This is a genomic window from Cystobacter fuscus, from assembly GCF_044360685.1.
GTDB classification, from domain to species: domain Bacteria; phylum Myxococcota; class Myxococcia; order Myxococcales; family Myxococcaceae; genus Cystobacter; species Cystobacter fuscus_C.
Genome location: NZ_CP043491.1, coordinates 6,403,371 through 6,415,390, shown reverse-complemented (window position 1 = coordinate 6,415,390; position 12,020 = coordinate 6,403,371). Strand labels below are relative to the sequence as shown.

Genomic DNA, 12,020 nt, shown 5'->3' with positions numbered 1-12,020 from the left:
CCTCCTACCGCGCCGCGAGGGAGCCGAACGGCTTCCACTCGAGGATCTTCAGGTCGAATCCGGCTTGCCGCTTCGTGGCGATCCAGTCTTCGAGCGCCAGCAGCGCGGAGACCTCGTCGTCGAAGGTCTTGTTCACGCCATCCCTCGTCACGAGCGTCGTCCCCTTGATGATGGCCGACGTGTACTCGGACTTCCCATTGGCGTACTTGGAAAGCTCTCGCTCCAGGAGGCCCCGGCCAGGAATCTCGGTTGTGACGCGGAGAAAGTCCCCCGTGTAGCGCGCCTCCAGCCCCCGCACCGCGCGCACCGCCGCGTCCGCACTGTCGAAGGCGAAGCGAAGCGTCGTCTTGAGTCCGTTGTTGTAGCCCGCGTGCACCTGCACGATGGCCTCGAAGCGCTCGATCTCCAGGAACAGATCGCCACGCTTGCGCCAGAAGGTGACGCGCTCCGAGGCCCGTGTCGCATCGAGGGCCGGCGAGGGCTCCAGTCCCAGGAACTTCTCCCCGTCGAAGATGACCACGGGGAACTCACCCGACCCAGCCAGCCACACCTCGCCGGTCTTCCGCTGCGCGTAGTAGATGTTGCGCGCACTCACCTCGACTGGCGCACGCGCGACGATGCCCGCCACGTCGATGCCCTGGAGTTCCTCGGCCGTGGGTTCGTCCGGCTCCTTCACCTGCCGCGGCTGGGGGGCCTCCGTGAAGACAGGCTCGTTCCGGGAGATCCGCTCGAAGAGCTCGTCATGATGGAGCTCGTCCAGTTCCACGTCGTAGAGGCCAGGAACGAGGAAGGTGGAGGCGAGCGACGCCGCTTCCTCACCGGAGCGCCCCAGCTCGAACCGGTGCTTCACGCGCTCCTCTCCATGCACGGTGACGTCGTGGTCGTTCTCGTCGAGGAAGCGCGTCTCGAGCGCACCGGCGACGACGAGGCTCTCGTCGTTGTAGACGCCCTGGATGGCGTCACGCACGACGAGGTCGCCGAGGACCAGGAAGTTTCCCGACGTCCGAAGCCCCCAGGCGGTGCACCGGCCGACGACGACGACCGTCGAGTCCGGCCCGGCGTCGTGGATGACGCCCCCCACCTCCAGATCACCGAGGACGACGAGCGGGGCGGTGACGCTCAGCGAGCCGGAGACGCGCGCATGGCCGGTGACGACCGTGGGCGTGGAGACTTCGCCGTCCAGGACATCGTCCCGGGCCTCGAGAAGCTCGCGCAGCACCACGGCCGCGAGACCAATGTGCGTGAGGGGCCCAGGGCACAGTTCCTGGATGAACTCCGTGACGGAGCGCGCCTTGGCTGCCCCGAAGGCACTCGCGAGGGCGGCAACCTCGGGCTCGCCGTGATGGGAGATGGCCGCGAGGACGGGACCATCGAGCCGGGTGAGCGTCGCTTTGGCTTGGGCGAGGAAAGCGTCTTTGGTGAGTTGCATGGTCGACGCACTCTAGTTGCCTCCCCGCCCACCGCGGCGCCTACTTCACGGAGAAAGTGAACCGAGAGGAACAGGGAAGCGTCGCGGCTGCTCAGAACCGGGTCCACTTCTGGGCGGCCGAGCGGTTGCAGTCCCAGATCTGCACCGCGGTTCCCGGGGCCGTGGCCGCGTTGGCCACGTCCAGGCAGAGATTGCTCCCCTGCGCGCTGCGCACCTCTCCGTTGCTGAGCGTCCATTTCTGCGCGGCCGAACCGTTGCACTCCCAGATCCGGACCCGAGTGCCCGGCGTCGTCTTCCCGTCGGTCACATCCAGGCAGCGGTTGGGAGCCAGGGTGCTGCGCAGCTCCCCATGGACGCTCAGGAACCATTCCTGCGAGGCCGAGCCATTGCACTCCCAGATCTGCGTGGGAGTCCCCTGCGCCGAGTTGCCGTTGACGACGTCCAGGCAGCGATTCACGGCCACCCCATTGCTGAAGCGGGCGCGCGGGCTATAGAGCGACTCCGCGCCACGGGTGTCCCCATCGGACAGCCCATCGCGCTGCCCGAAGTCACCTCCCCCATCCTTGCGGACGATGGTCGGCTGGCCATTGGAGGAGAAGGCGTAGGCGCCGTAGTGCATGATGGAGCCATAATCGTAGGGGCCCAGGTCCATGCCATCCGCTCCCTTCTGCGCGTAGGTCTTGAAGTTGTGCTCCGCTTCGGGCTGGACGTTGCCCCAGTTGATGGTGATGTGGTTGTCCCGGTCGGCACGGCTCTGCTCGTGCCAGAGGCCCAGGGCATGTCCGATCTCATGGATCGTGGAGCCCACGCTGCATCCACCGCCCAGGTCCAATGTCTGCTCGCCTCCCTTCTTGCCGACGAACGAGCTACAGCCAGAACCCGGCCGGAACCGCACGTAGTCCGCTTCCGTCGTGCGCGGCTTGAAGCGCAAGGAGGTCTTGGATTCCCAGTGGCGGATGGCGGACGTCACCCGGTCGCTGTCGGGCAGGGCCGCATCGATGACGTAGGGGACCGTGGCCCCCGGCCAACGGTAGCCCGTGTTCGCCCGGCCCACGGACTGGCCGCTTCGGGCCGGCTCCTCCCGCAGGTCGAGCAGGATGTCCCCCTCCATGACCGCCATGCCGTCGATCTTCTCGTAGGTGACCGTCTGCAACCCGAGTCCTGGCAACGCCACCCGGGCGGTCACCACTTCACCTGCCTTTCCGGGGACGGCCTGCTCCGTCTCATGCGAGAGACCGCAGCCGCCCAGCAGCAGGGCGCTCAGCGCGGAAGCACTCATGGGCAGACGGGCGAATCGATGATGACGGCTCATGGGGGTTGTTCCTTTTCGTGGCGGCTCGGTTCGGGTCGAGCGTGAAAGCACCCTACCAGGAAATCACAAGAAGGACTGTAATACTAGAAATACACGTAAGCCATGTGCCAGAAAACTCGCGACATATGCGCGCCGCACCGGACAGGCTCTCATTCTCCCATACGGCGAGAAACATGCGCAGCTCGTCCCACGAGTTCGTCGTACCCATACAAAATCGTACAGCAGGTGTACGTTGATTTCGATTCCGTTCCAGCCCCTCGTGGCCCATCTTCGTCTCATCAATGGAAAGGATGCTTCGAATGAAGAATCAACCTGGATTCACACGCCTCTCCTCGCTTCTCAAGACAACACTGGCCTTGTTCACGGCCTTTGCCTTCAATGCCAATGCGGCTCCCTTCGTTGACACCTTCGACCAGTTCAACACGTCGATCTGGAGCTGCGAGTACTCCTGCCCGACTGTCTCCGGCGGCACCGCGAAGTTCCAGGTGAAGAAGGGGATCGAACCCAACAACGTGGGCTCCTGGTCGAAGATCCGCTACAAGCCCAAGCGCTTCACGTCGGGAACCTTCAAGGTGCGCTTCAACCTGTCGCACCGTCCCGAGGGTGCCGTGTGGTGGGGCATCGCGCTGTGGGACAATGGTCCCACCTCGGACAAGAAGAGCTTCCACGAAATCAACTTTGGCTACACGACCAACCAGTCTCTCTCCAACACTCAACTCCTGTTCGAGAGCGCGAAGTTTGGAAAGGCCCTGTCCCTGAAGATCGACACGGGGGTCGATCTCTACGACGGGCAATACCATGAGGCCTCGCTGGAGTACGATGCGGACCATGTCTCCCTCTTCTTCGATGGGAGACTGCTGCGGACCATCACGGACAAGACCGTCATTCCAACCGACCCGATGGATTTCATCATCGGCCCGCGTCTCGTCACGGGCTCGGCGCCCCTGGTCAAGGACTTCACCGAGACCGTCGATTGGACGGAGATTTCAGACGTCGTGATGACGCCTTCGCTGCCGGACACCGACAACTCCCTGATCACGCCTGTCCAGAATGGCTCCTACACCTTGAATCAGGGCGTCCCCATCCGCTTCTCCGCCAGTCCCGCCGTGGCGCGCATCGTGTTGTATTTCTCGGACTCGTACGTGGATTTCGCCACCCTGTCCCCCCCGTTCACCCACACGTGGTATCCCCCCGCGGCGGGCAACCACGTGCTCAAGTATGAGACCTATGACAGCGCCCGGAACTTCCTTGGCCGCGGCACGCGAAACATCACGGTGACCAGCTCCTCCCAGGTCTATTTCACGAGCCCCAGCCTGTACCACGACATCGTGGGTGGCACGCTCCACGCCGCGGTGATCGCGAGCGATCCCTCCCGCGGCACCCAGGACGGAGATGGCATCCAGAACGTGCTCTTCGAGTTGATCAAGGACAACACCGTGGTGTCCTCCCGCCTGGAAGGACTGGCTCCCTATGACTGGTACCTCGACACGGAGGCCATCCCCAACGGCGTCTACACCCTGAGGGCAACGGCGACGAGCACGGCCGCCGCTGGCGGTGATGTGAACACCGTGTCGCTCCCCGTCACGCTCCAGAACTGAGCGCACCACGGCGGGCCCGAGGAGGCGTGACGGCTCTGCTGCCGTCACGCCGTCTGCCGCAGCCAGGCCTCGAAGGTGAGCAGGTCGGGCACGAGCTGGCGGAGCGCCGCCATGTCGGCCCCGTTGCTCATGCCTCCGCGGTCGGCGAAGTCGCTCAGGCGGCGCATCATGTCGTTGGCGGCCAGCACCTCGGCCGGGAAGCGTGCGTAGCTGGCCTCGATGCCGCGGGCGCGGCCGAAGAGGGAGGCGATGGCGGGGCCCGTCAGTTCATCACCGGCCAGCTCGAGGGTCTGGCCGAGGTGGCGCGCGGGGTCGGCGAACACGCGCGCCACCAGCCGGCCAATGTCGGCGACGGCGATGAGCTGGATCGGCTGCTCGGGACGCATGAAGAACTGCAAACGCCCCTGCGTCAGCCCGAGGTGGGGCTCGAGCAGCATCTCCATGAACCCCGCGGGCCGCACGATGGTCGCCGGCAGGCGGCTGCGCCGGATGTGCTCCTCGATGCGCCACTTGCTCTCGAAGTGTCCGACCCCCGTGTCCGGCCCCAGCCACGCCACCGAGGTGTAGACGAGGTGCGCGACTCCCGCTCGGCCAGCGGCGTCGGCGACGGCGATGCCAAGGCGCTCCTCTTCCTCATCCGTGACCCCGTACTGCGGCTGGCCCGAGCTGGGCTGGACGCTGAAGACGCCGTACGCCCCCGCCATCGCCGCGGCGAGCGCGCCGGCATCGCCCATGTCACCCGCCACCAGCTCCACCCCCTCGAGCGCCCGCGCCCGCGGGCTCGCCGGATCGCGCACCAGCGCTCGCACCCGCCAGCCGTCGCGCACCAGCGCCCGCGCCGTCGCGCCCCCCTGCTGCCCCGTCGCCCCCAGAACCAGGATTGTCTTCGCCTCTGCCATGGTCGCTCCCTCGTGTCGTGCTAGGAACGGAAGGTGACTCCGGTTAAATACGGAGGAACCCTCCGGAAAATGCTCCGATTGAATACGGAGGGAACCTCCGGTTCGCAAGGGAGATGAACGAGATGGAGAAACGTCCCGAAGAGCGCCCCCTGCGGGCCGACGCCGCGCGCAACCGGGCGCGGCTGCTGACCGCCGCCCACGAGGTCTTCTCCGAGCGTGGCGCTGACGCCTCGTTCGAGGACATCGCCCGGCACGCGAAGGTCGGCATCGGCACGCTCTACCGGCACTTCCCCTCGCGGGAGGCGCTGCTGGCGGCTGCGTGCGACGAGCGTCTGCTGGAGATCGCGCGGGCGAGCCAGTCACGCGAAGGAGAGGAGGGCGACGCGGTCGAAGCGCTGGCGAGCTACATCGAGCAACTCGTCACCTCGGCGGGCCTCTACCGGGGGCTGGCCACCTCGATTGGAGTGGTGCTGCGGAGCGGCACGCCGGGCTGCCACGCGACAACGCAGGAGGGGGAGCGGCTGCTGGCCCGGGCGAAGCGAGCGCGCGTCATCAAGCGCGACGTCCTGCTCGACGATGTCGTCTGCATCGTCACCGCGGTTGCCCTGGCCGCCCCGGGCGACCCGGCCCGCGTCCGGCGCCTGATCGCGATGTTCTTCGACGGCATGCGGTGCGCCTGACCTCGACTCTCGACAGCCGAGGCCCGCGCCAGGTCCAACCCCGCTCCGTGGGGACGGAGCTCCTATCGACGCCCGGTCAGCGCGGCGGTCACGACCAGGACGCCGAAGATGGCCGCGTTGAACCTGGGCTGCCAGTACTCCATGAAGAGGACCGAGATGGCGAGCCACCCGACGGCGGCGACCACCGACACCATCACGACGGGGAGCTCCTTGAGCATGTCCAACGCGTGCCATGCCAGCCATAGCCCGAGCAGACCGAACACGAACTGCCCGAGCGCGAACGCCGAGTGGAGGCCGTAGTAGAGGGTCGTCTCGGTGCTGGGGAAGTGCTTGCCACGCAGGTGCTGGGACACGCACGGGCGCTCGGTGCCGCGCCGCGTGCGCGCCGTGATGACCTGGCTGATGGAGTTGCTGGCGCCCACCGTCGGCGAACTCGTGCGAGCCCGGTGAGCTCAGTGCACATTCCCCAACTTAGCACCCAGGTGAGGCCATCACCCAGGTGCGAGTCGCGCCCCATCCTCCGTCCCGGAGCGCGGGTGGGTCAGGGGGCGGGACGCAGCCGCAGGAGCTTGCCCTGGGAGCCGCTCTGGCCGTCCTGGAGCAGCCAGATGCTGCCGTCCGGGCCCTCCTCGACCTCGCGGATGCGGCTGTTCATGCTCCACTGGTTGCCCTTGGTCGCCGAGGTGCCGTTCAGGTCGACGCGCACCAGCGACTGGCTGGACAGGCCGCCGATGAACAGGTCGCCCTTCCACTCCGGCCAGAGCTTGCCCGAGTAGACCATCAAGCCGCCGGGCGAGATGACGGGGTTCCACCACACCTTGGGCGGCTCGTAGCCGTCGCCCGCGCGGTGGTCGGGGATGTCACGGCCGTCGTAGTGGCTGCCATTGGAGGCGTTGGGCCAGCCGTAGTTGAGGCCGGGCTGGATGAGGTTCACCTCGTCGCCGCCCTGGGGACCCATCTCCTGCTCCCACAGGTTGCCGCTCGCGTCGAAGGCGAGGCCGAGCAGGTTGCGGTGGCCATAGGACCAGACGGCGGGGTGGAAGCCCCGGGCGGCCAGCGGGTTGCCCGCGGCGGGGGTGCCATCGTCATTGAGGCGCAGCACCTTGCCGAGCGTGGCGGTGGGATCCTGGGCGGGATCGAACTTCTGCCGATCTCCGTTGGTGAAGAACAGCTTGCCGTCGGAAGAGAAGGCGATGCGGCCGGAGAAGTGGCCATCTCCGCTCACATACGGCGTGGCCCGGAAGATGACCTGCACGTTGGCCAGCGAGGGCGAGGTGCCGTCGGTGAAGGTGCCCCGCGCGAGCGCCACGCCCTTGCCGCTCGAGCGCGACTCGGAGTAGCTGAAGTAGACGAGCCGGTTCTGCGCGAACTGGGGATGGAGCACCACGTCCATCAGTCCGCCCTGACCCGCGCTGGACACGGGGAGCGTGCCGGTGACGGTCTTGCGCTGCGTTCCGTCCGCCGAGACGAGGTGGAGCGTTCCCGCCTTCTCGGTCACCAGCATCCGGCCGTCCGGCAGGAATGTCATCGCCCAGGGCGAATTGAAATCCGCGACCTCGGTGATGGAGAAGCCCGCGGCGATCGCCTCGGAGCGGCTCTCCGGGCTGTTGGAATCCAGATCGCTATTGTCGGGGCCCGTCCCGTCGCTGCAGGCGGCGAGGAAGGCGAGGGAGAGCAAGGATGAACGAAGCGATGGCATGTTGTGGAACTCCCGCAAAGGTGGAGAACCAAGCTATAACGGACCCGCACGCTCCGTAAGTGACAAAAACGCCAATCGCCATCGAGGCAACACACGGTTGAACAGATGACACACGGTCCCGGGCAGGGGCGGCCCGGGGGCGGCGGAAGGCATCGCCAGTGCCCTCGCGGCCGACGCGTCGGGCTGCCTTCATCGGCTGGAGGACACCACGCCCACGCTGTCGATGGTCCGCGCCGACAGCACCCCTTCAACCAGGGTCGCCATTTCACCTAGAGTCTGGGGGGCGCTCGCAAACCGCACCCCCGAAGGAGAGACCGTGACTCATTCCATCAACCTGTTGGATCCCGAGTTCCTGGCGAATCCCTATCCACATTACGCGGAGCTTCGGCGCCGGAGCCCGGTCTGCCAGGTCGAGCCCAATGGAATCTGGGCAGTGACTCGCTACGAAGACGTGCTCCACGTGCTCAAGAATCACTCCGTCTTCTCCTCGGGGGGCTTCAAGGCGGCGTGGCAGCCGCCCTGGGTAGGCTACAATCCCATCGCCAATTCAATGATTGCCACGGATCCGCCGCAGCACACACGCCTGCGCGGCCTTGTCTTCCGTGCCTTCGGACCTGACGCCATCGCCAGGATGGAACCGCGCGTGCGTGCCACCGCCGAAAAGCTCGCGGACGGGCTCGTGGAGGGCGCTGACTTCGTTCAGAAAATGGCGCTGCCGCTGCCCGCGTCCGCCATCAGCAACATCCTCGGGCTCGATGAGGAGCTCCTTCCCTATTTCAAGCAGTGGTCGGATGACATGATCTCGGTCACCCCCACGCCTCCGAGCCTCGAGGTCGCCGAGCGGGTCCGTGGCACCGTCGCGAAGGTGACCGGGTATGTGCGAGAGGTGATCGAGGCGCGGCGTCGGAAGCCGACGGACGACACGGTGAGCGAATTACTCCGCGCGGAGGTGGAGGGACAACGGTTGTCGGACGCCGAGATCACCGACTTCCTCATCCTGCTGCTGATCGCCGGAATGGAATCCACGACGAATCTCCTCGGCAACTCGCTCGTCTTCCTCGCCGCGCATCCCGAGATGATGGAGCGCTTGCAGGCCGAGCCCTCCCTGATTCCGCCGTTCATCGAGGAGATGCTCCGCTACGAGAGTCCCGGTCAGGGCATTCCCCGGCTCACGTCCGCCGAGACCACGCTCGCGGGCGTGACCCTGCCCGCGGGCGCGCTGGTGTTCCCGATGCTGGGCTCGGCCAATCGGGACGAGCGGAAGTTCCCGGATCCGGATCGGTTCGATCTGAAGCGCAACACGCAGGGAGTCCTGGCTTTTGGCCAGGGCGCTCATTTCTGCGTCGGCGCGATGCTCGCTCGCATGGAGAGTCGGCTCGTTCTCGAGACGCTGCTCGCGCGCTTCCAGCGGGTCGAACGTGTCTCGGACGACCTCCAATATCAATGCGCGCTCACGACACGGGGCCCCATCGCGCTGCCGCTCCGCTACATCCCCCTCCGCTCGCGCGTCTAGTACGCGCCGTCGGCGGAAAAAACAGGTAGGCTCGAACACATGACGCGTCCAGTGACGTCCCTGGTTCTTGTCGCTCTCTGTACGGCATGCCCCGAGACGTGGAGGAAGGGCGGCCGCATCGACAGAGCATTGGCGAAGGATGTCGAGGCCGGATGGCGGGAGCGGCAACGTCCTCCTCACTGCATCCTTTCCGCGGAGGAATGGGAGGAGCAGTGCGAGGACGGTGAGGACACGAAGACGCCGGACGTCTGCCATCCCGAGTGTGGGCCCTGACGTGCGAGAGGATGGACGGCTCAGGACCTGGCTCGTGGTCCTTGGTGGCAGCCTCCTGCCGTTGCCTCTGCTGTGGCTTTTCTCTTCGTTGCCCGGAAGCTATTCCTCGCGCGCATCAAGAACGCCCACGCTCGCGCTCGTTCCCATGCTCCCACCCGCGGAGCGGGAAGGCACCCTGACCTATGGCCGCGAGTGTCGCACCCACGGCGATTGCGACCCCCGACTGCGCTGCTTCTCCACCCCGACGCTGGAGTCCCGATACTGCGTGGACAGCCGCTGCATAACCGACAAGCATTGTCCGGAGGGCTCCTCCTGCCAGACATATCCGGTGCGCCAACGGCAGGAGTTGATCCGGGCCTGCTCGGCGGTGGGCTTCAGGCAAGAAGGGGAGGTGTGCCGCGCCTGGACCCGGGATCCAGAGTATGGCTGCGAGCGGGGACTGCTCTGCCATGAACGGTGTGGCCGTCCTTGCACGCCGAGCGACCCGTCCACCTGTCCCGAGGGGTTCTTCTGTGAAGAGGCCCGTGCGGGCGCGGCCTGCCAGCCCACCTGCGAGGGACGCGCCTGCCCCGAGGGACAGTGGTGCATTGGCGTGGGAGGTCAGCGTTCCATCTGCGCGAAGGTCCACGGAAGGAACTGTCAATCCGAGCCCTGTGGTCCCGGCCAGCACTGCTCGGTGAGTGCCTATCCCCAACCCGCGCGGGAGGTGTGGATGCAGTGCACCCAGACCTGTGGTCTCAAGGGAACGCCTCCGTGCCCCGAGGGCAGTGTCTGTGAAGACAACCAATGCCTCGCGCGGTGTCCACCCGATGGCCGCGCGGAGTGTGACGAGGGATTCAAATGCACGGGCCCTCCGGGTGGCCCCGCGGTCTGTACACCAGACGTTCCCTCGGCCCTGCCGTAATACGGCCAGGCGGGCACTCAAAGTTCGCTATGCGCGTAGACAAACATCGCCTCGCCTAAAAACTCCACGAGGCGCGGGTGGTAGGCGTCGTGGAACGCCTTCATGGCAGCGTTCTCTGCATAGAAGAGCGCAGTCCCCACGTAGGCCTGCCGCGACGCGGGGTAGAAGCGGGCCGCGATGGTGTAGTGCTGCGCAATCAGCTGCTGGACCGCGGGTGAAGACGGCTCGCTATGGTCAATGAGCGGTGCCAGGTCACCGTAGAGGCGTTGGAAATCTTGGTGCGCCTGCGCCTTGTCTACGTGGGCCCATTGGTTGGTGGCGGTCAGCGATGCGGCCTGCTCTCGAGCCTGTGCATCGCGGCATTGCTGAAGGTATTCGGGGGTAGCCCTGAGCAGTAGAGTCATAGCCGCCCATCGTAGTCGGGTCCCCGGAACCAGCGACAGTGGAAATCCGCGACCTGGCCTCGCCAGCCCGTGCACGTGCCACTACAGTCGCGAGGCCTGTGCCTGCCGCCCAGGCACCGGGGGACCTCCTCATCATGAAACGTTTCGTCATGGGCCTCGCCCTGCTCGCTGGCTGCACCACCACCACCCAGCAGTCCGCCGCGCCCGCGAAGGCGGAGGCGCCACGGGAGCAGGACTCCCTCTATGTGTTCCAGGGCGTGGATGTCTTCGGCTCGCGCAAGGTTCCCAGCGAGAAGCTGCTCGGGTTGATCTCGTTGCCGGCGCCTGGCACGCGACTCGACACGAAGAACGAGCCGCGGCAGAAGGAGTTCGTCGCCCACCTCATCGAGAGCAAGAAGCGGCTCACCGACCTGGGGGCCTTCGCGTTCATCCGGATGTCGGTGGGCCAGAACCAGGATCACACGATGGGTGTAACGGTGGACCTGGTGGACACCGGGGACGAGTGGCGCATGCCCTTCCACCCCGAGCCGACGGGGGAGGTGGCCGATCCCGAGGGACTGCTCGCGGCCTGGTCGGACTACCTGAAGACGTTCTGGAAGCTGCGCAACGAGGGCGCGGTGCCCGAGTGGGGCATGGGCACGTGCCGCGCGCCCCTGGGGTGCTACGGAGGCTTCGAGCACCCCGAGCTCGCGCCCCTGGAGCAGCGGTTCATCGATGGGGTGCCCCGCAGCGCGGACGCGCTCGTGCGCGTGCTGCGTGAGGACAAGGACAGCGGCAAGCGCATGAACGCGCTCATGCTGCTGACGTACCTGTCCTCGCCCGAGCAGCTGGTGAAGGCCCTCCTCCCGTCGGTGCGTGACTCGAACGAAGGGGTGCGCAACGAAGCGCTGCGCCGGCTCGGGACGGCGGTGGAGCGGTCGAAGAAGCCCGGCCTCGTTCCGCTCGAGCCCGTGCTCGAGGCGCTCTGGTTCCCGCTGGCGTCCGATCGCAACAAGGCCGGCTGGACGCTGGTGCACATCATGGAGGTGGAGGGCACCGTCCACCGGCAGCAGATCCTCGACAAGGCGGGCGAGGTGCTGGTGGAGATGGCGGGCATGCGCTCGGGGATGGACCACGAGCCCGCGCGCAAGGTGCTCGCGCAGCTCGCGGGGCAGGACTTCGGCGCGGACACGGCGGCCTGGCGCCGCTGGTTCGAACAGGCGCGTGGTGCGGGTTCCCAGCGTCGCTGAGGACATCGAGACCGCATCCCATGGCAAGCACTCGGCCATGGTTGCAAGGTCTGCCTCCGCAGCCGATGATTCTCGCCAAG

At 66.6% G+C, this 12,020-nt stretch carries 10 protein-coding genes; 4 read left to right on the top strand and 6 right to left on the bottom strand.

The window, feature by feature from the left end; genetic code table 11:
* Positions 1 to 4: 4 nt before the first annotated feature.
* Positions 5 to 1,429, bottom strand: a complete 1,425-nt coding sequence (locus tag F0U63_RS26285; RefSeq protein ID WP_395833593.1) for a hypothetical protein — start codon at positions 1,427 to 1,429, stop codon at positions 5 to 7.
* Positions 1,430 to 1,520: 91 nt separating this feature from the next.
* A complete protein-coding gene (locus F0U63_RS26280; protein WP_395833591.1) occupies positions 1,521 to 2,741 on the bottom strand; it encodes a M12 family metallopeptidase in 1,221 nt (406 codons plus the stop codon).
* Positions 2,742 to 3,040: 299 nt separating this feature from the next.
* Between F0U63_RS26280 and F0U63_RS26275 the strand changes: the two genes are divergently transcribed.
* Entirely contained in the window at positions 3,041 to 4,339 is a 1,299-nt protein-coding gene (locus F0U63_RS26275; protein ID WP_395833589.1) for a hypothetical protein, read from the top strand.
* A 44-nt stretch (positions 4,340 to 4,383) separates the two neighbouring features.
* On the opposite strand, the gene F0U63_RS26270 is transcribed toward F0U63_RS26275, so the two are convergent.
* Entirely contained in the window at positions 4,384 to 5,238 is an 855-nt protein-coding gene (locus F0U63_RS26270) for an NmrA/HSCARG family protein (RefSeq protein ID WP_395833587.1), read from the bottom strand.
* A gap of 122 nt (positions 5,239 to 5,360) precedes the next feature.
* Here F0U63_RS26270 and F0U63_RS26265 point away from each other — a divergent pair, with 122 nt between their 5' ends.
* Positions 5,361 to 5,918, top strand: a complete 558-nt coding sequence (locus tag F0U63_RS26265) for a helix-turn-helix domain-containing protein (protein ID WP_395833585.1) — start codon at positions 5,361 to 5,363, stop codon at positions 5,916 to 5,918.
* 62 nt (positions 5,919 to 5,980) lie between these two features.
* On the opposite strand, the gene F0U63_RS26260 is transcribed toward F0U63_RS26265, so the two are convergent.
* Positions 5,981 to 6,340, bottom strand: coding sequence for a hypothetical protein (locus F0U63_RS26260; RefSeq protein ID WP_395833583.1), 360 nt, complete (start codon positions 6,338 to 6,340; stop codon positions 5,981 to 5,983).
* Between the two features lie 119 nt (positions 6,341 to 6,459).
* Positions 6,460 to 7,617, bottom strand: coding sequence for a PQQ-dependent sugar dehydrogenase (locus F0U63_RS26255; RefSeq protein WP_395833581.1), 1,158 nt, complete (start codon positions 7,615 to 7,617; stop codon positions 6,460 to 6,462).
* Positions 7,618 to 7,933: 316 nt separating this feature from the next.
* On the opposite strand from F0U63_RS26255, the gene F0U63_RS26250 reads away from it, so the two are divergent.
* On the top strand, positions 7,934 to 9,130 hold the full coding sequence (locus F0U63_RS26250) for a cytochrome P450 (protein WP_395833579.1): 1,197 nt from the start codon (positions 7,934 to 7,936) through the stop codon (positions 9,128 to 9,130).
* Positions 9,131 to 10,324: 1,194 nt separating this feature from the next.
* On the opposite strand, the gene F0U63_RS26245 is transcribed toward F0U63_RS26250, so the two are convergent.
* A complete protein-coding gene (locus tag F0U63_RS26245; protein WP_395833577.1) occupies positions 10,325 to 10,711 on the bottom strand; it encodes a TipAS antibiotic-recognition domain-containing protein in 387 nt (128 codons plus the stop codon).
* A gap of 134 nt (positions 10,712 to 10,845) precedes the next feature.
* Here F0U63_RS26245 and F0U63_RS26240 point away from each other — a divergent pair, with 134 nt between their 5' ends.
* Positions 10,846 to 11,940 (top strand): HEAT repeat domain-containing protein, encoded by a 1,095-nt coding sequence (locus F0U63_RS26240; protein ID WP_395833575.1) that lies wholly within the window; start codon positions 10,846 to 10,848, stop codon positions 11,938 to 11,940.
* Positions 11,941 to 12,020 lie beyond the last annotated feature (80 nt).